Genomic DNA, 26145 nt, shown 5'->3' on the forward strand with positions numbered 1-26145 from the left:
TGTCGCTCCAAATTAAAAGGTTGTCATCGTGCCTGACGATGAAAAGAGATGCGACACTAGCTCAGTTGGATAAGCGCAGCTTGCCAAGATTGAGGTCACGCTAGCTCCTTGAAGATCAGGAACCTCGTGTGTCGCTCCAAATTGAAAAGCTGTCATCGTGCCTGACGATGAAAAGAGATGCGACACTAGCTCAGTTGGTAGAGCGCAACCTTGCCAAGGTTGAGGTCACGAGTTCGAACCTCGTGTGTCGCTCCAAATTAAAAGGCTGTCATCGTGCCTGACGATGAAAAGAGATGCGACACTCACTCAGTTGGATAAGCGCAGCTTGTCAAGATTGAGGTCACGCTAGCTCCTTGAAGATCAGGAACCTCGTGTGTCGCTCCAAATTTCCTAGGTGATAGGATACTCTCAGTTTGAGTAATTCAAATCTGTAGAATCAAAACCATTACTGTGAAGTAATAGTCTTTGAGGCCAGTTGAACTTTGCCTCGTGAGGTTCAACAGGACAATGTCCAGGCCACCTCAGCTCATGACAGTATTTATGAGCATTAATCAACATCATCCGAAATCAGTGAAAGCAGCCGTAAGGTTGTTTTTTTTGTCTGAGAAGAAGATGCTCTGTACTCCCATACTGAGAAGTATTGGCGACCATCAATGATGAAAATCAAAGCAAGAGAATGCCTGGGCTATCCAGCTGCTTTGATCACGACTCAAAATCCAGTGCACTGAATCTGAGCAGTATTTTTGCTTAGAGGATTGCTGCAAACACATCCCGATCGTTTCGTTGCATAGTATGATGCACAGACTTATCCACATCTTTTAGCCTGTGGGTAAGTTGGTTGATTACATGTGCTGTCTTCTTGTGTATAACTCTGTGTACTTCTAAAGATATCCCCATTATCCCAAGAGATGTAGAAATCCATCAACATGGCAATATGTTGTTTTTATTGGGTTTTTATTGTCTCATTCCTAGGTTGTAAACAGCCTGATCATATAATGATCATAGTGAATAACATTATTTTAGGGATTGCTGGTGGGTTGTGCTTAATAACCAGTGTTCAGAACCAAAATGGTGCAAATGAAATTGTTTTCCACATACAAGAAAGGCTGATCAGGATCGCGTTTTGTAGCCCGTGACTCTCCCTGAGGCAAGTGCGGAGTTCGTTGAAGATTAGGCGTCGCGAGGGAGGCCTTTCTCTACAATGCGGATCAGGCGTTTGGTTTTGTTCGGCAGAATATCGACGCTGGCGGCCGCACGTTTCTCCTGCTGGCGAGTAATGGCCCAGTCAAGATGTTCATCCAGCATGCTGTCCAATCCTTTGCGTTCAATGAGTGCGTCAAGTAGCGACGGGTCGTAAGGTGCATTGCCAATTGCGACGCTGAGGTTTCGGAGCCACTTGATATGGCCGATACGCCGGATGGCTGAGCCTTCAGTCTGTTTCTGAAATGTCGCCTCATCCCATTGGAACAGGGTAAGCAAGTCTTGCTGATAAAGTTGTGGCCGGCAATGGTAGTCCTGCTCGCTTGTGACATCTGCTGCCCGGTTATAGGGGCAGACTAACTGGCAGTCATCACAACCGTAAATCCGGTTGCCCATAGCCTCACGAAATTCTTCAGGGATGACGCCATCCAGCTCAATGGTCAGGTAAGAGATACAACGACGCGCATCAATCACCCCTTCGGCCACAATGGCCTGAGTTGGGCAACTGGTCATACAGGCGACACATTTCCCGCATTGATTCTCAACGGGGCCATCGACTGGCAATGGTAGATCAATCAGCAGTTCGCCAAGAAAAAACCAGGAACCAGCATCTTCACTGAGAATTAATGAATGTTTGCCAGTCCAGCCTAATCCTGCTTTTTCCGCTAATGGTCGTTCCAGGATCGGGGCGGAATCAACGAAAGGCCGGTAACCAAAGCTTCCTACGGCCTGTTCAATTTTCTGCCCAAGCTGTTTGAGGCGGTTGCGGACCAGTTTGTGATAGTCACGGCCCAGCGCATACCGGCTGATGTAGGCTTGATGAGGTTGTTTCAGGGTTTGGGCAAATCCGGCTTCCGGTGGCAGATAATTCATTCGCACACTGATCACCCGGACGGTCCCCGGCAGTAGTTCGGCAGGGCGGGCGCGCATCATGCCATGACGGGCCATCCAGTCCATCTCACCATGGTATCCGGCATCCAGCCAGCGTTGGAGCTGTGCTTCATGCTTCGACAGGTCTACATCGCAGATCCCAACATGCTGAAAACCGAGCGCTTTGCCCCATTGTTTGATATCGCTGGCCAGTTGCTGGAAGTCGAGGGTCATGGTGATGCCGTCTGATGGATAAATCGGGGGCCGGAGTGTAGCACAGTTCGGACCGGGAAAAATAATTCGGAGTGGTGAAAAATAACGCACCGGTCGTTGTGCCTTTTTGCGCTTTTCGGCACTATTTTAGAGTATACGTCTGAGATGGCGTGTCCCTTTCAACAGATAATCACCGGGAAACCATTGAGATGACACATCAGCGCTTACCGCAGATCGCTTTTCGTGCCGCGCAGGTCCGTCAGGGAGAACAGGCGGCTGCACGACAATTGGGGTGGCCCATGTATCAGCTGATGGAAAGTGCCGGGACGGCGGTGTATGAGCATCTCCGCAGTACTTATCCGACAGTGCGTCATCTGCTGGTGTGCTGTGGCGGAGGGAACAATGGTGGCGATGGTTATATTGTGGCACGTCTGGCAAGGTTGCATGGCTTGCGAGTGACGCTTTGGCAGCTCGGTGATGCAGCCCGCTTGCAGGGGGATGCGGCTACGGCAAGGGATGCATGGTTGGCTTGTGGCGGGATCATTCAATCTCCTCAGACGATGATACCGGCCGAAACCGAGGTGATTGTGGATGCGTTGCTCGGAACTGGCCTGAGTGGTGCAGTCCGGCCTGATGCAGCGGCATTGATCGGCACCATTAATGTGACCGGAAAGCCGGTGGTGGCTGTGGATATTCCCTCGGGTCTCTGTGCCGATACCGGTCGCTGTCTGGGCGAAACGGTTCAGGCACATCAGACGGTGACTTTGATTGGTGTGAAACGGGGATTGCTGACCGGACAGGCTGCACAGTACCGGGGAGAGCTGATTTTTGCCGGTCTGGGCGCCGAGACAGCTCTGAAACAGGCCGTGCAATCTGAAGTCAGCATTATTCAGTCGTCTGAGATTCAAGACCTGTTACCGCCCAGAGCTCGAACGGCTCACAAGGGCAGCAATGGCCGGGTTCTGTGTGTGGGAGGGAATCAGGGGATGGGCGGTGCGATTCGCCTGGCCTCGGAAGCCAGCGCCCGCAGTGGTGCCGGTCTGACCGCTGCCACCACACATGCTGACAATGTGCTGGCAATTCTGACCGCCCGGCCTGAGATAATGGCTCAGAGCTGGCAGCAGGATTCAGACGAGTCTGGCCGGATACTGTCTGAACGGATGCGCTGGGCCAATGTGATTGTGATGGGGCCGGGGCTGGGGCAGAATGCCTGGGGGCAGGCACTGTATTGTCAGCTGAATACACTGAGTGATGAACAGGCGCTGGTGCTTGATGCCGATGGATTGAACTTATTGGCCCGTTCGCCAGACTATAAAAAGAACCGAATTTTGACGCCTCATCCAGGGGAGGCAGCCCGATTATTAAATGTATCCGTGGCTGAGGTGGAAGCCGATCGTTTTGCTGCCGCTGAGTTACTGCAACATCGTTATGGTGGTGTGGTCGTTTTGAAAGGTGCCGGCACTGTGGTATTTGATGGTCATCGGCATATGGTTTGCCTAGCCGGGAACCCGGGCATGGCCACAGGCGGAATGGGCGATGTGCTTGTCGGGTTGATTGGAGGCTTACTGGCACAGGGGCTGACATTGTCACAGGCGGCCCGGGTGGGCGTGTGGGTCCACAGTCGTGCGGCGGATCTGGCTGCAGAAGTAGGAGAACGGGGCTTGCTGGCCGGTGATCTCTTTGCGTATATTCGACAATTGATAAATCTAAGATAAAGACAACGACAACAATGCAGACTTTGAAATTAATGTTGGCCGACGAAGCGGCAACCGTTTCTTTTGGTCAACAGCTGGCGCAGGCCTGTGAACGACAAACCACGATTTACCTCCATGGCGATTTGGGAGCCGGAAAGACCACATTTTGTCGTGGTTTCATTCGTGCCTTGGGTCATCAGGGGAATGTGAAAAGTCCGACGTACACCCTGGTTGAACCTTACGAGCTGCCCCCCTGGCAGGTCTATCATTTCGATCTTTACCGTTTGGCTGATCCGGAAGAACTGGAGTTTATGGGCATCCGTGACTATTTCACCACAGATGCCATTTGTCTTGTGGAATGGCCGGAGAAAGGCACTGGTTTACTTCCTCCGCCTGATCTGGATGTTGAGCTGCGTTATGTCGATCAGCATCGTCAGGTCGAAGTCACGGCCAATAACGGGTATGGCATGGCGTTAATTCAGAAACTGGAGCAGAGTTGAGTTCATGGGTTGGCGCAGAAGTTTTTCTTTGTTGGTTCTGTTCGCTGGGCTTTGCAGCACCGCTGTGCTGGCGAATGAAATTGAAGGGATTCGTGTATGGCCAGCCCCGGATGAAACCCGGGTGGTGTTGGACATGGAGGAAGAGCCGACTTTCACCTATTTCACACTGACCAAGCCGGATCGCCTGGTTGTAGATTTGAAAGCGACTTCACTGAAAACCGCTTTACCTGTCCTGGTGAAAGACAGTGACGTGCTGAAAAAAATCCGAAGCAGCAGCCCGCCGGAGAAAGGTACCTACCGGCTGGTTTTTGAAACCCGGACGACCACCTCCCCAAAGATTTTTAAACTGGCACCCACGCCAGATGGTCACTATAGCCACCGTCTGGTGTTGGATTTGCCGCACGCTGCTCAGCCGGACAAGGTCAAACCGACACAGAACAAATCCACGTCTCAGGTCATCAAGAGTATCCATTTGCCCTATGGCTCGGACGATATCATCGTGGCGATCGATGCCGGGCATGGGGGGGAAGACCCGGGCTCGATTGGTCCGAGCCGCAAGTATGAAAAAAATGTCACCCTGAATATTGCCAGGAAAGTCGCTGATCGCATTAATGCGACCCCCGGCATGAAGGCCGTACTCACTCGACGCGGTGACTACTTTGTCAATCTGAATAAGCGCTCGGAAATTGCCCGGAAGAATAAAGCACACCTGCTGGTTTCGATTCATGCCGATGGTTTCCATCAACCGCAGCCTCGTGGTGCATCGGTTTGGGTTCTGAATACCCGTCGTGCGAATACAGAAATCGGCCGCTGGCTGGAACAACATGAGAAGCAGTCGGAACTCCTGGGTGGCGGGGATGTGCTGTCGGGCGGACAGGATGATCAGTATTTGAGCATGGCTGTGCTGGACTTGCAGTTCAGTCATTCCCAGAAAGAGGGCTACGATGTTGCCAGCCGGGTGCTGCGGGAACTGGCGAAGGTGACTCAGTTACATAAGTCAAAACCTGAGCATGCCAGTCTGGCGGTGCTGAAATCACCGGACATTCCTTCACTGCTGGTGGAAACCGGCTTTATCACCAATCCGAAGGAAGAGCGGTTGCTGAACAGCCGCAGTCATCAGAACAAGATCTCTGAAGCCGTCTATAAAGGTGTGTTGGCCTATTTCGATGACAAGCCCCCCGAAGGGACTTTGTTTGCTGCCCGGAAGCATGGGATTAAGCATAAGGTCGCCAATGGGGAATCACTGAGTGTGATCGCGAGTCGATACGGGACGTCAGTTGAAGCGATACGTCAGATGAACCAGTTGTCATCCAGCGTGGTCAAAGTGGGCCAGATCTTGCGGATCCCGGCGGTAAAAACTGCCGCTGGGCATCCGGCCTCAGGGGCTGTCTCTCTTGTTAAAAGCAATGTGATGCATACCGTGCGGCGGGGCGAATTTTTGGGTAAGATTGCCGGCCAGTACAATGTGCCGGTAGACAGCATCCGTCAGGCCAACAAGCTACGCTCAGATGAGCTGGCGATAGGCCAGAAACTCGTGATTCCGGTACAGCGTCAGGTGGTGGAGCACACAGTGCGCCGGGGCGAGTTCCTGGGCAAGATTGCTGCTCACTATGGGGTCAGCATCAATCGTATCCGCGAAGTGAACCAGCTCCGTTCAGATACATTGGCTGTGGGCCAGAAACTCAAGATTCCAAGCAGTTAATTGCAGGTCTGATTATGCCGATTCAGATATTACCCGCCAGACTGGCGAACCAGATCGCCGCCGGTGAAGTGGTTGAACGACCCGCGTCAGTTGTGAAAGAGCTGGTGGAAAATAGTCTGGATGCCGGTGCGACCAAAATTGAAATCGATATCGACAAAGGTGGCAGCCGGACGATTCGGATCCGTGATAACGGTCAGGGGATCCCAAAAGATGAATTGGAACTGGCGCTGAGTCGCCATGCGACGTCTAAAATTTCGACGCTGGATGATCTGGAAGCCATTGCAAGCCTTGGTTTTCGGGGCGAGGCGCTGGCCAGTATTAGCTCGGTGTCGCGATTGACCTTAACATCACGGACTGAATCACAGCCGGAAGCCTGGTCTGCGTATGCGGAAGGCCGGGACATGCAGGTGCAGCTCAAGCCAGCCGCTCACCCGGTGGGAACGACGCTGGAGGTGCTGGATCTGTTTTTCAACACCCCGGCCCGCCGGAAGTTCCTGCGGACCGAGAAAACCGAATTTGCCCATATTGATGAATTACTCAAGCGCATTGCACTCAGTCGGTTTGATGTCAGTATTCTGCTGCGCCATAACGGAAAACTGATCCGACAGTACCGTGCGTCGGAGACTCAGGCGCAGAAAGAGCGCCGTCTGGCGGCCGTCTGTGGTCAGGGTTTTCTGCAGCATGCTGTCTCGCTGGAGCTGGGGCATGGGGATTTACGATTGTCTGGCTGGATCTGTACCCCGCAGGGGGCGAGGGCTCAGAACGACTTGCAGTACTGCTATGTGAATGGCCGGATGATGAAAGATAAGCTGATCAATCATGCGATTCGTCAGGCTTTTGAAGGTGCATTAGCTCCGGAGCAGTATGCAGCCTATGTGCTTTTCATTGAGGTCGATCCCCATCAGGTTGATGTCAACGTCCACCCAGCCAAGCATGAGGTGCGCTTTCATCATGCCCGGCTGGTCCATGATTTTATTTATCAGGGCGTACAAAGTGCCTTGCAACAGACGGTTGTGGAAAGTGATATTTACACCGCACCGGAACGGGCGTCTGCCCGGTCTTATCAGGTCGAAGAGCCTGTACCTGCGGTCAATGCTCCGTCTCAGAATACCGACTTGCAGCCCCCCGCGTCTGATGCACTGGATGCAATTGCCAACACGCCGGCTTACCCGCGTCAGGCACCAGCCGAAACGTGGTTCGAGCAGACCGCGGCAGCAAGTCAGCCAGCCGAACAAGAGAAAACGGGTCGTGACGCAGCCAGTCGGGAACACCGTACATCGCGTGATATGGCTGCTTCGGCTCCACGTCCGGCCAGCAGCCGCAGCACGTCCCCGCGTCAGTTTGGCAACGAATCACCGTCGAAAGCAGAAGTTGCGGCTTATCAGGCACTGATGCAGACGCCGGCACAGGTTCCCTCATCATCGGATCAGCCAAAGCCAGTCTCTGAGCCTGCACCGTCAGTTACGAGTGGGAATGCCTGGCGGGAGGCACCGGCGCCAGTCCAGCGTGGCCCGGTGCAACGTGGTCCGGTACTGAACTCCCAGCCGGAACAGGGATTAGGCAAGGCATTGTCTGTGATTGCCGGGCGCTATCTGCTGGTCACTCATGGAGACGGTGTCGCATTGCTGTCGCTGGAAGAAGCGGAACGGTTGAGAGTTCAAGGCCAGTTGCGCTTTGCCTGCAAAGACGGCCTCAAACCACAGCCATTGCTGATCCCGCTGGCGATTCCGGCAACCCCTGCGTTGTTCCGAAGTGCGGAGCAGCATCGTGCTGTTCTGAATCAGCTGGGGATTCAACTGAGAGGCAAAGGACAGGACAAGCTGGTGATTCTGGCTGTGAGCCAGCCGCTGCGTCAACAGAATCTGCAAGCGGTGATCCCAGCCTTGCTGGAACAACTGAATGTTTTGTCTGAAGCGGGTGACCAGCGAAGTGAAAGTGAATACTGGGAAGCCCTGTTGGCGTGGTTATCGGTTAAACTGGCGGCTGGCAGTGACAAATTCAGCTTGTCTCAGGCCATCACCTTACTGGGTGAACTCGAACAGCTTTGGGGCGATGCCCTGGAAACTTATGATTCCCGGTTGCTGCGTCCGGTAGACCTGCAGCCGGCTTTAGAAGCATTTCAACATGACTAAAACTCTTCCTCAGGCCATTTTTCTGATGGGGCCGACAGCTTCAGGCAAAACAGATCTGGCCATTCGTCTGCGTCAGCAGCTACCCGTCGAGCTGATCAGTGTGGATTCAGCCCTGATTTACCGGGGTATGGATATCGGAACCGCTAAGCCGGATGCGGATGAGCTGGCACAGGCCCCACATCGTTTGCTTGATATCCGTGATCCGTCTCAAAGTTATTCTGCGGCGGATTTTCGTGAAGATGCCCTCAAAGAAATGGCAGATATTGTCAATGCTGGTCGCATACCATTATTGGTGGGCGGCACGATGCTCTATTACAAGGCACTGTTGGAGGGGCTTTCGCCGCTACCAGCGGCAGACCCGGCCATTCGTGCTGAAATTGAGCAACAGGCCAGAGAACGGGGATGGCTGTCTCTGCATGAGGAATTGCAACGGATTGATCCTGTCTCTGCGACACGGATCCATCCAAATGATCCCCAACGCTTGTCGCGGGCATTGGAAGTTTTCCGAATTTCAGGTAAAACTTTAACTGAGTTGACCCAAACGCAGGGGGAAACATTACCTTATCAGGTTCACCAATTTGCGATAACACCCAAGGATAGGGCTATTCTGCATCAGAGGATCGAGCAGCGTTTTGACAAAATGATCAAAGCAGGCTTTGAACAGGAAGTTCGAGCGCTGTATGAGCGAGGGGATCTGCACCCGGATCTTCCTTCTGTTCGCTGTGTAGGTTACCGTCAGATGTGGGATTATTTTGATGGCAATTGCACGCTGGATGAAGCGATTTATCGTGGTATCTGTGCAACCCGTCAGTTAGCCAAGCGGCAAATCACCTGGCTTCGCAGCTGGAAAGATTTGACTTGGTTGGATAGCAGTGATGTAGAGAATGCGTTACAAACAGTCACAAACTCCGTTAGCCGTGAGGTTTGATTAACGTGTATACTCATCCCTGCTTTGCGTATTGTTAATTTTGTTCATTGAAACATACAACTACAATCAAATAAGGAAAAGAAAGAATGGCTAAGGGGCAATCTCTACAAGACCCGTTTTTGAATGCGCTGCGTCGTGAAAGAATCCCGGTTTCGATTTACTTGGTCAATGGTATTAAGCTTCAGGGCCAGATTGAGTCATTTGACCAGTTCGTGATCCTGCTGAAAAACACAGTCAACCAAATGGTTTATAAGCACGCCATTTCTACTGTCGTACCGGCACGTCCGGTGAATCATCACCATTCTGGTGAGCGTCAGGCGTCCGAACGTGGCCAGGAAAAAACAGAAGAATAAGATTCTTCGATAAGGAGTTGATTGCTTGTTTGACCGTTATGAAGCCGGTGAACAGGCAATTCTTGTTCATATCAACTTCACGCAAGAAGGGGAGTGGGAAGATCTCAGCGAGTTCGAAATGCTGGTCTCCTCGGCGGGAGTCAACACGCTGCGTGTGATTACAGGCAGCCGACAGGCTCCCCACCCTAAGTATTACGTGGGAGAAGGTAAAGCACAGGAAATTGCCGATGCGGTCAGAGCCGAAGGGGCCGAGATCGTCATTTTTAACCATTCACTCTCACCTGCCCAGGAGCGAAACCTGGAACGGTTGTGCAAATGCCGGGTTCTGGACAGAACCGGATTGATCCTGGACATCTTTGCTCAGCGTGCGCGAACCCATGAAGGGAAGCTGCAAGTCGAGCTGGCGCAGCTACGTCATATTTCTACCCGCTTGATCCGAGGCTGGACTCACCTTGAACGACAAAAAGGGGGGATTGGTCTGCGCGGTCCGGGGGAAACTCAGCTTGAAACGGACCGTCGTTTGTTGCGGGAACGGATCAAAGCGATCCTACGTCGTCTGGATAAAGTTTCCAAGCAGCGTGATCAGGGGCGACGAGCCAGAAGCCGGGCGGATATTCCGACGATTTCGCTGGTGGGCTATACCAACGCCGGTAAATCGACGCTGTTTAATCAGGTGACGAATGCTGAGGTGTACGCTGCGGATCAACTGTTTGCGACATTGGATCCGACCCTGCGAAAAATTGAAGTGGAAGATGTCGGCACAAGCATTCTGGCAGATACGGTGGGTTTTATCCGCCATTTGCCGCATGACTTGGTGGCTGCATTTAAAGCCACACTCAAAGAAACGCAGGAAGCGACCTTGTTGTTGCATGTGGTGGATGCCAGTGATGAGCGTTACCGTGAAAATATTGATGCGGTCAATGCTGTGCTGGAAGAGATTGAGGCCAGTGACGTTCCTGTTCTGGTTGTCATGAATAAGATCGATAACCTGGAAGACGCTGAACCGCGGATTGAACGCGATGAAGATGGGATTCCACGTCGAGTCTGGGTGTCTGCCCGGGAAAGACTGGGGATTGATCTTCTCTTCACGGCACTAACAGAACGCTTGGCTGGAACGATGGTGATGCACACACTACGTTTGCCGCCGGCAGTCAGCGGGCGTATCCGCAGCAAGTTCTATCAGCTGGGAGCGATTGTTCGGGAAGAGTATGAGCAAGATGGCAGCCTGCTACTGGATGTCCGTCTGCCCATGACGGACTGGGCAAGGTTGCAAAAAAGAGAAGAGCAGGGGCTGGATGACTTTATCCTTGCCTGATGGACTGCTAGAGTAATAAAAAACTGTCGTCATATCATATTGATGGAGTTCTATAATGGCGTGGAATGAGCCTGGAAACAACGGTGGCCGCGATCAGGACCCTTGGGGGAACAAGAATCGTGGTGGCCGGGATCAAGGGCCGCCTGATCTCGATGAAGTGTTTGCAAAACTGAGTCGTAAGTTTGGTGGTATTTTTGGGAACAAGCGAGGACCTTCAGGTGGCGGTAGTGCCGTCGGTCTTGGGGTGATTGCCGCTATCGCTGCTGCGATTTGGGGATTTTCTGGTTTTTATACCGTCGGCGAAGCTGAGCGTGGTGTAGTACTGCGGTTTGGTAAATTCTATGAAATGGTTGATCCGGGTCTGAACTGGAAACCGACTTTCATTGATGATGTTGAGCTGGTGAATGTGCAGGCGATTCGTTCTCTGCGCAGTTCCGGACTCATGCTGACGAAAGATGAAAACGTCCTGAAAGTTGAAATGGAAGTTCAGTACAAGGTGTCTGATGCGCAGAAATATCTGTTCAGCGTGACCAATGCGGACGACAGTCTGCGTCAGGCCACGGATTCAGCTCTGCGTGCGGTTATTGGTGACTCCACGATGGATGAAGCGCTGACGCGTGGTCGTCAGACGATTCGTGCCAATACTCAAACAGATATCGATAAGATTATCGAAACGTACGACATGGGTATTCTGGTTGTGGATGTGAACTTCCAGTCTGCACGTCCGCCGGAAGCGGTGAAGGATGCGTTCGATGATGCAATTGCGGCGCGTGAGGATGAAGAACGTTTTGTTCGTGAAGCGGAAGCTTACAGCAACGACATTCTGCCGAAAGCGACAGGTCGTGCTGAGCGTCTGAAGAAAGAAGCAGAAGGTTACACGGAGCGTGTCGTGAACGGTGCATTGGGTGAGGTGGCTCAGTTTGAGAAACTGCTGCCTGAATACCATGCGGCGAAAGAAGTCACCCGAAACCGTCTGTATCTGGAAACCATGGAACGTGTTTACGGTAATACCAGTAAAGTGATGGTGGATTCAAAGTCAGGCAGCAATCTGCTGTACCTGCCTCTGGATAAGCTGATGAATCAGACAGAGCAAACCAAGAAGCAGGCCAGTCCATCCAGTACCTATGGCATTGAGCTAGAGAAGTCTGAAGATACTTCTTCATCTTCTCCGGCACCACGTGCTGATACGGGTCGTCAGGGGAGATATTAATGATGCGTAAGTTAATGATCCCGCTCGTGGTGATTCTCATCGCTGTGGTGTTGATGTCTATCTTCGTGGTGAAAGAGGGCGAGCGTGGCATTGTGGTTCGTTTTGGTCGAATCATTAAAGATGACACAACCAATATGGCGCAGGTTTATGAACCTGGCTTGCACTTTAAAGTCCCGGTGTTTGACCGTGTGCGTACGCTGGATGCCCGTATCCAGACCATGGATGACCAGGCGGACCGTTTTGTGACGTCTGAGAAAAAAGACGTGATTATCGACACTTACGTGAAGTGGCGTATTCAGGACTTTGGTCAGTACTACCTGGCAACCGGCGGTGGCAATACCTCGACGGCTGAAGGTCTGCTGAAGCGTAAAGTGGTGGATAGCCTGCGTGCACAGATTGGTTCGAAAGAGATCAAGCAAATTGTGTCTGGCCCGGATCGCGGCAATAACGTCGATGAAGGCGCTGTGCCTGAAGAAGATAAAAGTGTCGCGATTGCTTCTGAAATCGTCGAAGAAGTCGCACCGAAGAAAGAGCTGGAAGGCCAGCGTGACAAAATCATGGCTGATGTTCTGGCGGAAACTCAGATCAGTGCCCGTGACTTAGGGATCGAAGTTGTCGACTTCCGGATGAAGAAGATCAACCTGCCAGATGAGATCAGCGAGTCAATTTATCGCCGGATGCGTGCTGAGCGTGAGTCGGTTGCCCGTAAGCACCGTTCTCAGGGCCGTGAGAAAGCGGAAGTGATTCGTGCGCAGTCTGAGCTGGAAGTGGCCAAGATCATCTCGGATGCTGAACGGGTTGCCCGTATTCAACGTGGTGATGCTGATGCGAAAGCAGCAGATATTTACGCGACGGCGTTCAACAAAGATCCAGAGTTCTATAACTTCCTGCGTTCTCTGAAAGCCTATGAAAATAGCTTTAGCTCGAAGCAGGACATTCTGGTCGTGGATCCGAACAGTGAATTCTTCAAGTACATGAAGGAATCCAACAGCGTGAACTAAGACGGTTCGATGCTGACAAAAAGACAAGGCAATTGCCTTGTCTTTTTTTTTGTCTGAAATTGAGAGAAATTCCGCTCAGGAGAAAAAGCATGAAAGTATTCTGGTTGGCAGTCGGGTTGGTTCTGATTCTGGAAGGACTGGGACCGATGCTGGCCCCCAGGGGCTGGCGGGAGATGGTGAGTCAGTTGAGCCGTCAGAATGATCAAACTTTACGTCGGATTGGTGGCTGTTTAGTCGTCGCCGGTGGTGTTATTGCCTATATCATGTTCAATCGGCTGTAAATCTCAACCTGAGGTAATCGTGAAGCTTGCCTTAGGAATTTCTGGCTCATGGTCAAAAAATGACTGCAAGCAAATTTGTAAGGTGCTAGAATCCATTTTTAACAACTGATAGATGAAGAAAGATGGCAAACAATGTAGTCGTTCTCGGCACCCAGTGGGGTGACGAAGGTAAGGGCAAGATCGTTGATCTGCTAACTGAAGATGCACAGTATGTGGTTCGCTACCAGGGTGGCCACAACGCGGGTCATACCCTTGTCATTGACGGTGAGAAAACTGTCCTGCACTTAATCCCTTCAGGCATTCTGCGTGAAAACGTGAAATGCATTATCGGTAACGGTGTTGTCCTTTCTCCTGATGCGCTGCTGAAAGAAATGGAACCGCTGGAAGCCCGTGGTATTCCAGTTCGTGAGCGTTTATTCCTGTCAGAAGCTTGTCCACTTATTCTTCCATATCATATTGCTCTGGATCAGGCGCGTGAACTGGCTCGTGGCAAAAAAGCCATTGGTACGACGGGTCGTGGTATCGGTCCTGCTTATGAAGATAAAGTTGCTCGTCGCGGTCTGCGCGTGGGTGACCTGTTCGATAAGGCGACGTTTGCTGAGAAACTGAAAGAAGTCATGGCTTACCATAACTTCCAGCTGGAGCATTACTACAACGCTGAACCTGTCAGCTACGAAGAAGTGCTGGAAAGTGTAATGGCTCAGGCGGATATCCTGACTGCGATGGTCATTGATGTGACTCAGGAACTGGATGACGCTCGTCAGCGTGGCGACAAAATCATGTTCGAAGGTGCACAAGGCACGCTGCTGGACATCGACCACGGTACATACCCGTATGTCACCTCTTCAAACACGACTGCTGGCGGTGTTGCGGCTGGTTCTGGTTTCGGTCCTCGTCACCTGGGTTACATCCTGGGTATCGCGAAAGCGTACTGTACTCGTGTCGGTGCGGGTCCTTTCCCAACGGAACTGGATGATGCTATCGGTGAGCACCTGGGCGTGAAAGGCAACGAGTTTGGTGCAACCACTGGTCGTAAACGTCGTTGTGGCTGGTTCGATGCCGTTGCAATGCGTCGTGCAGTACAAATCAACTCTGTGTCTGGCTTCTGTCTGACCAAGCTGGATGTGCTGGACGGTCTGGAAGAAATCAAGATCTGTACTGGCTACAAAATGCCAGACGGCAAGATCCTGACTGTTTCACCAATGGCTGCAGATGCGTTTGAAAGTGTCGAGCCAATCTACGAAACGATGCCAGGCTGGACAGAGAACACCTTTGGTGTGAAATCTCTGGAAGAGCTGCCTCAGGCCGCGCTGAACTACATTGCGCGTCTGGAAGCGCTGACTGGTGTGCCAATTGACCTGATTTCAACTGGCCCAGACCGTAACGAAACCATCATCAAGGTTCACCCGTACGCAGGCTAATGCCCCGGTGAATTGAACTGATGCTCAAAAGCCAGCCGTAAGGTTGGCTTTTTGTTTTTCGCTTTCGCAAATTTTGGCTAAAGTCTGAGTTATCACTGCCGATAGATTTCATACGCTGCGTTTCCACCTGAGGTTGATTCAGGAGAAACTGGCTTTGTTGTATGAAGTGTCGATCAAAAGAGAGAGCGGAATGGTTCTGCGTGCAACCGTATTTTCAGCTTTATTGGTGTCCTTGCCAGTAAGCGCCATAACAGATGTTGGTGAAGCTGTCCCTCTGTATTCAGAGGCGGAACTGATCCATCTGTTTGACGACAATCAGCAGTTGCAGCGCGTGAAAGCGGATGACTGCCAGCTGGTGCAGGATATTGAAGCCCGTGCTGAGCGGGTGGAGTCGCCCGCCTATCAGTTTCTCTATGGTGATATGCTGGCCTGGGGCGTCTGTGTGAAACGCGACGTGGAGCAGGGGCTGTATTATATGGAATCGGCTGCGCGGCAAGGGCTACCGTCGGCACTGGAACAACTTGGCCGTTATTATGCCAAAGGCACATTGGTGCAACAGGACAGAGAACGTGCCATTCCTTATCTGCGTGAAGCCGCAGCGATGGGTCATCTGGCCGCCCGTATTGAGTTGGCAGAGTTACTGATCCAGAATTACGGCAGTCCGCTGGATTATGAAGATGCCTACCGCTGGCTCTATCAGTCTGCAACGGCTGATCGTCAAACTCACCGTAAGATCACCAAGTTACGCTACGATTTAGAACAGCGTATGCCATCCAATGTGGTTGCCCGCGCCAAACGCCGCGAGAGTTTCTGGTAATCCTTCTGATCGCGGCGATTTTGGGGCCGCGGTATCTTTTCAGTCAGTGAGCGCTTAGAATGTGTTCTGAGCGGCCTCTGTTTTGTCGCGTAGCCAAGGTTGCCAAATGTCAGGCAACTGCACAGATAATGCGTGCAAGCGACTGATTTACACGCACTGAAAGTTTTCATTGATTGGAGCGGAACTTGACCTGCTCCCCACTAATTTTTGATGGCAGTTATATACTTAGGTTCATTAGCTGCCAATACGGATTATTTTATGTCCAAAGGTACAACTGATTTACCTGTCGATCCTTTCCGCGAGCGGGAAGCTCAGAATTACGAAAATCCCATCCCCAGCCGTGAATTGATTTTAGAAGTCATCCGTGGCTTCAGCACCCCTGTGAATCGTGATCAGCTGTTTACAGCTCTGAAACTGGCCGGTGAAGACCAGTACGAAGGGTTGCGTCGCCGCCTGCGGGCCATGGAACGTGACGGCCAGCTGGTGTATACCCGCCGTCAGTGCTATGCCTTGCCGGAACGGCTGGATCTGATCAAAGGCCATGTGATTGGTCATAAAGATGGCTTCGGATTCCTGCGCCCAGAGGGTAGCGGCATGGCTCGCCAGGATGACTTGCTGCTGCCACCGCATCAGATGCGTGGTGTGATCCACGGTGACTATGTGCTGGTTCAGGTCGCAGGTGTGGATAAGCGCGGCCGCCGTGAAGGGCGGATTGTCCGCGTGCTGCAGGAATACAGTGGCCAGATCGTTGGTCGCTATTTTATTGAAGACGGCATGGGTTTTGTGGTGCCGGATGACTCGCGCATTGCGCAGGATATCGTGATCCCGCAGGATGCCCGTTTGGGTGCCCGGATGGGCAATGTGGTGGTGGTGGAAATCACCCAGCGGGCCACACGTCAGTACAATGCGGTGGGTAAGATTGTTGAAGTGCTGGGCGAGAACATGGCGCCGGGCATGGAAATTGAAATTGCACTGCGCACCTATGATATTCCGCATGTCTGGCCGGAAGAGGTCGAGAAGCAGACTTCGTCACTGAGCGAAGAAGTGCCGGAAGAAGCCAAAAAAGGTCGGGTTGACCTGCGTGACTTGCCGCTGGTCACGATTGACGGCGAAGACGCCCGTGACTTTGATGATGCGGTTTACTGTGAGAAGAAGAAATCTGGTGGCTGGCGTCTGTGGGTTGCGATTGCGGATGTCAGCTATTATGTGCGTCCGGATTCTGCATTAGACAAAGAAGCGATTCAACGCGGGAACTCGGTTTACTTCCCGTCTCAGGTCATTCCGATGCTGCCTGAAGTACTGTCGAATGGTCTGTGCTCATTGAACCCACAGGTTGATCGTCTGTGTATGGTCTGCGAAATGACCATCTCAGCCGCGGGTAAGCTGTCGGGTTACAAACACTATGAAGCGGTCATGAACTCTCATGCCCGTCTGACGTACACCAAAGTCAGCAAGATGCTGGACGGGGATGAACCTCTGCGTGAGCGCTATGCGCCACTGGTCCCGCATCTGGAAGAGCTGTACAAAATGTACAAAGTACTGAAACAGGCTCGGGAAGAGCGGGGTGCCATTGAGTTTGAGACCGTGGAAACCCAGTTCATCTTCAATGCTGATCGGAAGATCGATCGCATTGTGCCGGCGGAGCGGAACGATGCTCATAAGATCATCGAAGAATGTATGATCATGGCAAATGTTGCTTCGGCCAAGCTGGTGGAAAAAGCCAAAGAACCTGCTTTGTACCGGGTGCATGATACCCCCGGGGAAGAACGTCTGACTGGCTTCCGGGATTTCCTGGGTGAACTGGGTCTGAACCTGACCGGTGGGCTGGAGCCTGCGCCGAGTGATTATGCGCATCTGGCTGCGGCGATTCAGAATCGTCCCGATAAAGAACTTATTCAGACCATGCTGCTGCGTTCCATGAAGCAGGCTGTTTATCAGGCAGATAACATTGGTCACTTTGGTTTGGCGCTGAATTCCTATGCGCACTTTACCTCACCGATTCGACGTTATCCGGATCTGGCACTGCACCGTGCTCTCAAGTATTTGATTGCGAAAGAGAACGGTACGAATACCGATCGCTGGACTCCTACAGGTGGCTACCACTATTCCTTCGATGATATGGATGTGTTGGGCGAACAGTGTTCGATGACCGAGCGCCGTGCCGATGATGCGACCCGTGATGTGGCAGACTGGCTCAAGTGTGAATACATGCAGGATCATGTCGGTGATGAGTTTGATGGCGTGATTGCCAATGTCACTGGCTTTGGTTTCTTTGTCCGCCTCAACGAGTTGAATATTGACGGTCTGGTACATATCTCAAATCTGGACAACGACTACTACCAGTATGATCCGATCGGGCAGCGGCTGATTGGGGATGCTTCCGGCAAGATTTATCGCCTTGGTGATGCCGTGAAGGTGAAAGTGGCAGCGATCAACCTCAATGACCGTCAGATTGACTTTGAGTTAGTCGGTGGTGGTCGTCAGGTGCGCCGGAAAGGGAAGACGGCTCAGACCCGTGAAAAGCAGCAGCGAATGCGCAAAGCGGAAGGTCTGCAACGCCAGAGTCTGAAAGTGTTCCGGGTGGAAAATGGTGAAGCCCAGCAAGAGCACAAAGCAGAATCGAAAAAAGAACGTTCTTCCGTGCGTCAGCAACTGAAATCGGGTAAGGTGCCGCGGCCGGACGGTGACGAAGGCAAGCAAGACAAGAAAGCCAAGAAAAAAGATAAGGCAAAGAAGAAATCGGTCAAAGCGCGTAAACAGCGGGCCGGTAAGAAAGAACGAGCGGCGAAGAAGAAAAAATAATGCGTAATGATATGATTTTCGGCATTCATGCCGTGAGCGCAGTGCTGGGTTCCGACCCGGCACGTTTCATTGAAGTCTTTGTGCTGAAAGGGCGTCAGGACGAGCGTTTGCTGCCGCTGCTCAATGAGCTGCAACGTCTGGGTGTGACTATTCAGCAGTCAGGTCGAAAGGCGCTGGATGATAAAGCCGATGGTGGCAGTCATCAGGGGATTGTGGCGCGGGTCAAACCGGGTAAACAGTACAATGAAAACGATCTGGATGACATTGTCTCTCAGAGTGAGAACCCATTACTGCTGGTGCTGGACGGCGTGACCGATCCGCATAATCTCGGCGCCTGCCTGCGTAATGCAGATGCGGCCGGCGTTGCCGCCGTGATTGTGCCGAAGGATCGGGCAGCACAGCTTAATGCCACTGCTTCTAAAGTTGCCTGCGGCGCTGCAGAAGTCGTGCCACTGATCCGGGTGACAAATTTAGCCCGTACCCTGCGTGCACTACAGGAAAAAGGTGTGTGGGTTGTCGGGACTGCCGGTGAAGCCACACATGACCTGTATCAAAGCAAACTGACCGGGCCACTGGCCATTGTGATGGGTGCAGAAGGGGAAGGCATGCGTCGTCTGACCCGTGAGACTTGTGACGATCTGATTAAGATTCCGATGGCTGGCTCTGTTTCCAGTCTGAATGTTTCGGTTGCGACCGGCATCTGCCTGTTTGAGGCGGTGCGTCAGCGTCAGGGATAATAAACCCACAGCGAATACCCAGGCATTGACTGAAACGCCACCCATTGGGTGGCGTTTTTCATGGAATGGAAAAATATTGCTGATCGGCGGTTTGTCGTCACAGTTTTAGTTGCGCTTGTCGGTGTAATTCTGTACTATCTCGCGCCTAAATTCTCGGTTTTATACCCTTAGTTCCTTGCTTCCCCAGGATGACCGAGCCGAACAGGGAAGCTGAATAATCCGTAAGGAGCAACAAATGCGTCATTACGAAATCGTATTTATGGTGCACCCAGATCAAAGCGAGCAAGTTGCTGGCATGATCGAGCGTTACACTGGTGCTATCAAAGATTCTGGCGGTCAGATCCACCGTCTGGAAGATTGGGGCCGTCGTCAACTGGCTTACCCAATCAACAAACTGCACAAAGCTCACTACGTTCTGATGAACGTTGAAGCAGAGCAGTCTGTTATCGACGAGCTGGAGTCTAACTTCCGCTTCAACGACGCTGTGATCCGTAACATGATCATGCGCACTAAAGGCGCTATCACTGAGCCATCTCCAATGATGAAGGCTAAAGAAGAGCGTGCCCCACGTCGTGAAGAGCGTGCAGAAGCACAATCTGAAGACGAAGCTGCAGCTGAGTAATCATTGAATGACCAATCGTCTGGAGTTGTCTGGCACAATCGCCAAACATCCCAAACGAAGTCAGTCCCCGGCCGGCGTACCTCATTGTCACTTTGTGCTTGAGCATCGTTCCAGTCAGGCGGAAGCGGGCTTACCCCGTCAGGTGTATTGCTACATCAACGTGGTAGTCAGCGGTAAAGGTCAGCAAATACTCACTCAAGATTTAGCTGTCGGAAGCAACATTAAAGCCGGGGGATTTATCTCGTGGCAAACCGGCCGGAATGGCATTGGTAAATTAGTGTTGCACGCCGATCACATTGAAAAAATTTAGTTCAGGAGATAAGCCCATGGCACGTTTCTTCCGTCGTCGTAAATTCTGCCGTTTTACTGCAGAAGGCGTACAAGAGATTGACTACAAAGACGTAGCAACTCTGAAAAACTACATCACTGAAGCTGGTAAAATCGTACCAAGCCGTATCACTGGTACTCGTGCGAAGTATCAGCGTCAGCTGGCACGCGCTATCAAGCGTTCACGTTACCTGGCTCTGCTGCCATACACTGACAAACATCAGTAATTGGCCGGTTTCATTAAGTTTAAGAGGACAAGATAATGCAAGTTATTCTACTTGATAAAATCGGTAACCTGGGCAGCCTTGGTGATCAGGTAAGCGTTAAAGCTGGTTATGCTCGTAACTTCCTGATCCCTCAGGGTAAAGCAGTTATGGCGACTAAAGCGAACGTTGAAATGTTCGAAGCACGTCGTGCTGAGCTGGAAGCGAAAGTTGCTGAGCAACTGACTGCTGCTCAAGCGCGCGCTGAGAAAGTTAACGCTCTGGAAGCCGTTGTGATTGCTTCTAAAGCGGGTGACGAAGGTAAACTGTTCGGTTCTATCGGTACTCGTGACATCGCTGATGCAGTGACTGCTGCTGGCGTTGAAGTAGCGAAGAGCGAAGTACGTCTGCCAGAAGGTGCACTGCGCACAACTGGCGAATTCGAGATCAGCCTGCAGCTGCACTCTGACGTATTCGCAACAGTAAACGTGAACGTTGTTGCTGCTGAGTAATCAGTTGCCACGCGTCTGCGAAAAAAACCAGCCTTCGGGCTGGTTTTTTTGTCTCTGAAATCTGCCAGAAAAAATAACGCAGAAAGCAATTTAGTACTGGAACAGCAGATTTATCGTCATCGTTCCGTCGCGTTTTTGCAGACCTTCCGGCACCCAGCTGTTGAACTTCTGGGTATTACTGAGTTTGATGGCAATGTGCTCGGAGACCGCACTGGTCATTGAAACCTGTGTTTCCAGCGTGCTGTTGCTGTTTCCGGCAATGCCGGTCAGTTTGAGGCTCAGCTCGACGTCTTTGGACGGTTTCCAGATGATGCGGGTACTGCCCCGCAGGATCAGTTCGTCGACGGTTTCCGGCACAACAATGTCATCATCGTCGATCTCATCAATATTGGGTTCCTGATGGCGGTAACCTGGTCCGGCTTCGGCTTCCATCATCAGATTTTCCAGCCGGATCACCCGGTAACCCAGACCGGTTGCCAGGGTGAAATCTTTGAAGTAAGGGCCATACTTATCATCAATGTAGCTGGTATTGCCCAATACGTAGGCCCGTTCATTGATGATAAAGTCGCTCTGCAGCTCCACTTGGCCTTTTCGCTTCTTTTCCTTGTTATCCTCTTCGGCCAGCAAGTATTTGGCTTCGGCCTGTTGCCGGAACTGATCTTTCACGTACGTCAGACCCAGACGGGAATTCAGGGATTTCGTATTCGAGTTGCCGGAGAGCGACTGATACCCCAGTTCCACTTCACTGTTCCAGGGCGAGGTGAGCGGCGGAAGTTCGGGGACATCTTCAGCACGGGCAGGCGTGGCAAGAATCAGTCCTGCTGTCAGTACACAAAGCAGTTTGCATGGAATTGCCAAGTGCCCTCCAACGACCGACACAAGAAATGACATAAGGGCACAAAAAAGTGCAGGCGAACACAGACGCAAGTTTTTCTGGGAGGACTTACGTATGAGCGGCGCAGTGTAGCCGAAAAATGTCAGCTTATCGTCAGAATGTCAGCCAATTCGGCATATATTTTGTAGAAGTGCCGTAAGATTGGGCAGGGTGATTCTTTACGGGCGTTTTTGTCGCAATGTCTGCTTGCGGACGGGGATGTTCAGGTATACTAACGGGCCGGATTCAGGTTAAACGTGCAAGTGGTTATGGCAGAAAACAGTAAATCCAATCGAGTGAAAGACAGTCAGATGGACGCCATCAAGATGCCGCCTCATTCTCTGGAGGCAGAGCAGTCGGTATTGGGCGGCCTGTTGCTGGATAATGAGCGCTGGGACAGCGTTGCAGAGAAGGTGGTCTCACGCGACTTCTACAGTCGTCCGCACCGGATGATTTTTGATGCTGCTGCCGGTCTATTGGAATCGGGCCAGCCACTCGATTTGATTACCCTATCAGAACGGCTGGAGCAGTTAGACCAGCTCGATGATGTGGGTGGATTTGCTTATCTGGCGGAACTGGCCAAAAACACGCCCTCGGCGGCGAATATTGCTGCCTATACCGATATTGTTCGTGAGCGGGCGTTGATCCGTGACATGATTGGGGTCGCGAATGAAATTGCCGATGCCGGTTATGATCCGCAGGGCCGAACCAGTGAAGACTTGCTGGATATGGCTGAGAGTAAGGTTTTCGCCATTGCCGAGCAGCGCACCAATGAAAACGAAGGCCCGCAGAACGTCGATACCATCCTGGAAAAAACGCTGGAACGGATTGAGTTGCTGTACCAGTCGCCACAGGATGGGGTGACCGGGGTCTCGACCGGCTTTACCGATCTGAATAAGAAAACTGCGGGTTTGCAGGGGTCGGATCTGATTATCGTCGCAGCCCGTCCGTCGATGGGTAAAACCACCTTTGCGATGAACCTGTGTGAAAATGCGGCGATGGAGCAGGAAAAACCGGTGCTGATCTTCTCGCTGGAGATGCCCTCAGAACAAATCATGATGCGTATGCTGGCCTCGCTGTCGCGGGTCGATCAGACCAAGATCAGGACCGGTCAGCTTGACGACGAAGATTGGGCGCGAATTTCGTCGACCATGGGCATCCTGATGGAAAAGAAAAACATGTACATTGATGACAGCTCGGGCCTGACACCGACGGATGTTCGATCCCGTGCCCGCCGGATCGCCCGTGAACACGGTGGTCTGAGCATGATCATGGTCGACTACCTTCAGCTGATGCGTGTACCGGGTCTGCAGGATAACCGGACGTTGGAGATTGCCGAGATCTCCCGCTCCCTGAAAGCACTGGCGAAAGAGCTGAATGTGCCGGTGGTGGCGCTGTCGCAGCTGAACCGATCGCTGGAGCAACGTGCCGACAAGCGGCCGGTGAACTCGGACTTGCGTGAATCCGGTGCCATCGAGCAGGATGCGGACTTGATCATGTTTATCTACCGTGATGAGGTATATCACGAAGACAGTGCACTCAAAGGCATTGCAGAAATCATCATCGGTAAACAACGTAACGGCCCGATTGGTTCCGTACGTCTCACCTTCCAGGGCCAGTTCTCCCGTTTCGATAACTATGCCGGCCCGGCTTTTGATGATGAGTAATTGAAATCCCCAGTAGTAGGAAAATGAATGAAAGCCGCGACCGCCTATATTGATCTTCAGGCCCTGCGCCAGAACGTTAGTCTGCTCAGACAACAGACTCCGGGTTGTAAATTGCTTGCGATGGTGAAGGCCAACGGATATGGGCACGGATTGGAACAGGTGGCGACCGGACTGCCGGATGCGGATGGCTTCGGGGTGGCTCGGATCGAAGAAGCGCTGTCGCTGCGTGCCTGTGGTGTGGTCAAGCCGATTCTGTTGATGGAAGGATTCTACTCGCCAACCGATTTACCGGTGCTGGTGACCAACAATATTCAGACGGTGGTTCATACGCTGGAACAACTGGAAGCCTTAGAGCAGGCAACTCTGGATACTCCGGTGAAAGTCTGGCTGAAAATTGACAGCGGGATGCACCGGCTGGGTGTTCGCCCGGAAGAGTTTGAGGCCTTTGTCGATCGCTTGCACGCCAGCCCGAACGTGGCGCAGCCACTGCGCTATATGAGTCATTTCGCCTGTGCAGATGAGCTGGACAGTCCGGAGACGAAAGCACAGATTCAAACCTTTATGTCGCTGACGCAAGGCTGTCGCGGAGAACGCTCGCTGGCAAACTCTGCCGGAATTCTGGCCTGGCCTGAGAGCCACCTGAACTGGATTCGTCCGGGGATCATCATGTACGGTATTTCTCCTTTTGCCGACAAGAGCCATTCTGCGGAAGCTTTTGGCATGCAGCCTGTGATGACACTGACCTCCAGCGTGATTGCTGTGCGGACGGTGAAAAAGGGTGAAGCCGTCGGGTATGGGGGCACCTGGATCAGTGAACGGGATACGAAAATTGGTGTGGTTGCGATTGGCTACGGGGATGGCTATCCGCGTACCGCGCCCAATGGCACGCCGGTGTTGATCAATGGTCGTCTGGTGCCGATTGCCGGACGGGTATCGATGGATATGCTGACGGTTGATCTGGGGCCGGATGCGACGGACAAAGTCGGCGATGAAGCGGTTTTATGGGGGCTGGGGCTGCCCGCCGAAGTGGTGGCGGAACATGTGGGGACGATTGCCTATGAGCTGGTCACCAAGCTGACTTCCCGTGTTGCGATGGCCTATCGTTAAGAGACGTTTCAGCACGGAAGCTGTGTCATCAGCAGCGTGCTTATCTTTTTTGCCAAGCCGTGGTGATTGCCACGGCTTGTCTGTTTTGTGCGGGAGGGGTTGGGTGAAATTTGCGTCTCAGAAGCCGCGCAGCTGGATCCGGCGCAGAAACTCAGTCATCACCCGGTCGTAGAGCAAATCACCGAGAAATGCATCTTCGACTTTATGGTCAATACTCGGGTTATCGTTCACTTCAATCACCACCACCTGACCGTTCACTTCTTTGAGATCGACGCCGTACAGGCCGGTACCAATCTGGTTGGCGGCTTTGAGCGCCACATCAATCACGTTCTTCGGCACTTGTTTCAGATCCAGCGTTTCAAAGCCGCCGGAGCTGACCCGGCCGCTGTTGTGGTGCTGGTAAATCTGCCAGTGTCCACGGCTCATATAATACTTACAGGCGAATAACGGCTGACGGTTCAGAATCCCGATCCGCCAGTCGAAGTCTGTTGGCAGAAACTCCTGCGCCAGAATCAGCGTACTGCGGGCAAACAGAGTGTCCATCTGCGTGAGCAGTTCGTCGCGGTTTTTCACCTTGACCACACCTACCGAGAAAGCACCATCCGGCACTTTCAGCACCATCGGATAGCCGATTTCGTTCTCTGCCTGATCCAGCCAGCCGGGGTCGAAACTTTTCAGCACCGCACTTTTGGGTGTCGGTACCTTGTGTAAACGCAGCAGCTCAGTCAGGAAGACCTTGTTGGTGCATTTCATGATGGATTCCGGATCATCCATCACCACCAGTCCCAGCTTCTCGGCTGTTTTCGCGAACCGGTAGGTGAAATTACCGATGTTGGTGGTGGCGCGGATAAAAAGACCGTCAAACTCACCCAAGCGGGATAAATCATCTGGCGTGATCGTTTGCAGGCGCATTCCCAGTCGTTTGGCCGCTTTTTTGAAATTGCTGAGTGCTGTGCTGTCCGATGGTGGCATTTTCTCGCTCGGATCAATCAGCAGCGCCAAATCATAGCGGGCGTTCTTGTTCGGTTTCGGTGAGCGCCACACCTTGTTTGAAAATCGCTCCAGTGCCTCGGCAAATAAATCCTGCTCCGGATCGGTCAGATCCTGGAAGGGATAAGGTGTAATCTGATCGACCTGCCAGTGCGCGTCCGAGCGGCGAATGGTGACTTGAATCACGGGCACCATAAAATGCTCGAACAGGCGGCGGGCAATTTTTTCAAAGCCCGGCACCTTGGACTGGCCGAAATAAATTTTTTCTTCCCGTTGTTCTCCCGGTGCCAGCAACTGGTGGGCAAATGCCTTTTCCAGTTGGTCAGACGGGACGGATAGCAGGAAGGGCTGAGACAGGTCATTGATGGTCATGACCCTTGGGATCACCCTGTGTCCTCTGGCCTCTGCCATGAGTGAGCAATAGTAGCCGCTGCTCATATAGCCGTAGTCGCGGCACAGGTTAATCACCTGCGTCGCCTTGTTTTCACAAAAAGCGCCCTGCTGTAAATAGGTATCAACAGTGACAACCCTGTCGGAGGGAAAATACTGCCGCCAGTCACTGTCGTTGTCGGTAATAATGAGGACTTTAGTCATCTTTTCATTCACCTATAGCCTTGCGGCTAATTTTGGGATTAAATCGAACTAGTCCACTCAAGCGTGAATCAGT

At 52.3% G+C, this 26145-nt stretch carries 23 protein-coding genes and 2 tRNA genes; 22 read left to right on the top strand and 3 right to left on the bottom strand.

Annotation, left to right across the window (positions count from 1 at the left end; translation table 11 throughout):
- Positions 1–50: 50 nt before the first annotated feature.
- Positions 51–139: transfer RNA gene (locus EA58_RS21615), tRNA-Gly, on the top strand.
- A 40-nt stretch (positions 140–179) separates the two neighbouring features.
- Positions 180–255 (top strand) — tRNA-Gly (locus EA58_RS16615).
- A gap of 915 nt (positions 256–1170) precedes the next feature.
- On the opposite strand, the gene queG is transcribed toward EA58_RS16615, so the two are convergent.
- Positions 1171–2304 carry a tRNA epoxyqueuosine(34) reductase QueG gene (queG, locus tag EA58_RS16620; protein WP_036755383.1) on the bottom strand — a complete coding sequence of 378 codons (1134 nt, stop codon included), beginning with the start codon at positions 2302–2304 and terminating at the stop codon, positions 1171–1173.
- Between the two features lie 188 nt (positions 2305–2492).
- Here queG and EA58_RS16625 point away from each other — a divergent pair, with 188 nt between their 5' ends.
- From EA58_RS16625 to rplI, 18 genes are all read left to right on the top strand, one after another.
- Positions 2493–3998 carry a bifunctional ADP-dependent NAD(P)H-hydrate dehydratase/NAD(P)H-hydrate epimerase gene (locus EA58_RS16625; RefSeq protein WP_051642167.1) on the top strand — a complete coding sequence of 502 codons (1506 nt, stop codon included), beginning with the start codon at positions 2493–2495 and terminating at the stop codon, positions 3996–3998.
- A 14-nt stretch (positions 3999–4012) separates the two neighbouring features.
- Entirely contained in the window at positions 4013–4477 is a 465-nt protein-coding gene (gene tsaE, locus EA58_RS16630) for a tRNA (adenosine(37)-N6)-threonylcarbamoyltransferase complex ATPase subunit type 1 TsaE (protein ID WP_036755385.1), read from the top strand.
- A 4-nt stretch (positions 4478–4481) separates the two neighbouring features.
- Positions 4482–6179, top strand: a complete 1698-nt coding sequence (locus EA58_RS16635; protein ID WP_036755387.1) for an N-acetylmuramoyl-L-alanine amidase — start codon at positions 4482–4484, stop codon at positions 6177–6179.
- 14 nt (positions 6180–6193) lie between these two features.
- Positions 6194–8311: a DNA mismatch repair endonuclease MutL gene (mutL, locus tag EA58_RS16640; protein WP_036755389.1), complete on the top strand. Its 2118-nt coding sequence runs from the start codon at positions 6194–6196 to the stop codon at positions 8309–8311.
- On the top strand, positions 8304–9239 hold the full coding sequence (miaA, locus tag EA58_RS16645) for a tRNA (adenosine(37)-N6)-dimethylallyltransferase MiaA (protein WP_036755392.1): 936 nt from the start codon (positions 8304–8306) through the stop codon (positions 9237–9239). Before mutL ends, miaA begins: the two co-directional genes overlap by 8 nt.
- A gap of 86 nt (positions 9240–9325) precedes the next feature.
- Positions 9326–9592, top strand: coding sequence for an RNA chaperone Hfq (gene hfq / locus EA58_RS16650; protein ID WP_036755395.1), 267 nt, complete (start codon positions 9326–9328; stop codon positions 9590–9592).
- Between the two features lie 25 nt (positions 9593–9617).
- A complete protein-coding gene (gene hflX / locus EA58_RS16655; RefSeq protein ID WP_036755398.1) occupies positions 9618–10907 on the top strand; it encodes a ribosome rescue GTPase HflX in 1290 nt (429 codons plus the stop codon).
- 55 nt (positions 10908–10962) lie between these two features.
- Complete coding sequence (gene hflK / locus EA58_RS16660; RefSeq protein ID WP_036755401.1) at positions 10963–12117, top strand: FtsH protease activity modulator HflK; 1155 nt, start codon at positions 10963–10965, stop codon at positions 12115–12117.
- A 2-nt stretch (positions 12118–12119) separates the two neighbouring features.
- The gene (gene hflC / locus EA58_RS16665) at positions 12120–13118 is read left to right on the top strand and encodes a protease modulator HflC (protein WP_036755623.1); all 999 of its coding nucleotides are present in this window, start codon (positions 12120–12122) and stop codon (positions 13116–13118) included.
- A gap of 89 nt (positions 13119–13207) precedes the next feature.
- Positions 13208–13399, top strand: a complete 192-nt coding sequence (locus tag EA58_RS16670) for a DUF2065 domain-containing protein (RefSeq protein ID WP_036755404.1) — start codon at positions 13208–13210, stop codon at positions 13397–13399.
- A gap of 122 nt (positions 13400–13521) precedes the next feature.
- Positions 13522–14820: an adenylosuccinate synthase gene (locus tag EA58_RS16675; RefSeq protein ID WP_036755407.1), complete on the top strand. Its 1299-nt coding sequence runs from the start codon at positions 13522–13524 to the stop codon at positions 14818–14820.
- 190 nt (positions 14821–15010) lie between these two features.
- Positions 15011–15637, top strand: coding sequence for a flagellar protein MotX (motX, locus tag EA58_RS16680; RefSeq protein ID WP_036755410.1), 627 nt, complete (start codon positions 15011–15013; stop codon positions 15635–15637).
- Positions 15638–15895: 258 nt separating this feature from the next.
- A complete protein-coding gene (gene rnr / locus EA58_RS16685; protein ID WP_036755412.1) occupies positions 15896–18439 on the top strand; it encodes a ribonuclease R in 2544 nt (847 codons plus the stop codon).
- Complete coding sequence (gene rlmB / locus EA58_RS16690) at positions 18439–19176, top strand: 23S rRNA (guanosine(2251)-2'-O)-methyltransferase RlmB (protein WP_036755415.1); 738 nt, start codon at positions 18439–18441, stop codon at positions 19174–19176. The genes rnr and rlmB overlap by 1 nt, the downstream gene beginning before the upstream one ends.
- Positions 19177–19411: 235 nt before the next feature.
- On the top strand, positions 19412–19798 hold the full coding sequence (rpsF, locus tag EA58_RS16695) for a 30S ribosomal protein S6 (RefSeq protein ID WP_036755418.1): 387 nt from the start codon (positions 19412–19414) through the stop codon (positions 19796–19798).
- Positions 19799–19805: 7 nt separating this feature from the next.
- Positions 19806–20108 (top strand): primosomal replication protein N, encoded by a 303-nt coding sequence (priB, locus tag EA58_RS16700; protein ID WP_036755421.1) that lies wholly within the window; start codon positions 19806–19808, stop codon positions 20106–20108.
- A gap of 16 nt (positions 20109–20124) precedes the next feature.
- Positions 20125–20352: a 30S ribosomal protein S18 gene (gene rpsR / locus EA58_RS16705; protein ID WP_002539422.1), complete on the top strand. Its 228-nt coding sequence runs from the start codon at positions 20125–20127 to the stop codon at positions 20350–20352.
- A gap of 35 nt (positions 20353–20387) precedes the next feature.
- Positions 20388–20840, top strand: coding sequence for a 50S ribosomal protein L9 (gene rplI, locus EA58_RS16710; RefSeq protein ID WP_036755427.1), 453 nt, complete (start codon positions 20388–20390; stop codon positions 20838–20840).
- A gap of 90 nt (positions 20841–20930) precedes the next feature.
- Here the strand turns inward: rplI and EA58_RS16715 are convergent, their stop codons facing one another.
- Entirely contained in the window at positions 20931–21698 is a 768-nt protein-coding gene (locus EA58_RS16715) for a DUF481 domain-containing protein (RefSeq protein WP_235199633.1), read from the bottom strand.
- 285 nt (positions 21699–21983) lie between these two features.
- Here EA58_RS16715 and EA58_RS16720 point away from each other — a divergent pair, with 285 nt between their 5' ends.
- Positions 21984–23381: a replicative DNA helicase gene (locus tag EA58_RS16720; RefSeq protein WP_036755431.1), complete on the top strand. Its 1398-nt coding sequence runs from the start codon at positions 21984–21986 to the stop codon at positions 23379–23381.
- A gap of 27 nt (positions 23382–23408) precedes the next feature.
- Entirely contained in the window at positions 23409–24488 is a 1080-nt protein-coding gene (gene alr / locus EA58_RS16725) for an alanine racemase (protein ID WP_036755434.1), read from the top strand.
- A gap of 117 nt (positions 24489–24605) precedes the next feature.
- Here the strand turns inward: alr and EA58_RS16730 are convergent, their stop codons facing one another.
- A complete protein-coding gene (locus EA58_RS16730; RefSeq protein ID WP_036755437.1) occupies positions 24606–26072 on the bottom strand; it encodes a RimK family protein in 1467 nt (488 codons plus the stop codon).
- Positions 26073–26145: the final 73 nt, after the last annotated feature.

This window comes from Photobacterium galatheae (assembly GCF_000695255.1).
In the GTDB taxonomy this organism is placed as follows: Bacteria; Pseudomonadota; Gammaproteobacteria; order Enterobacterales; family Vibrionaceae; genus Photobacterium; species Photobacterium galatheae.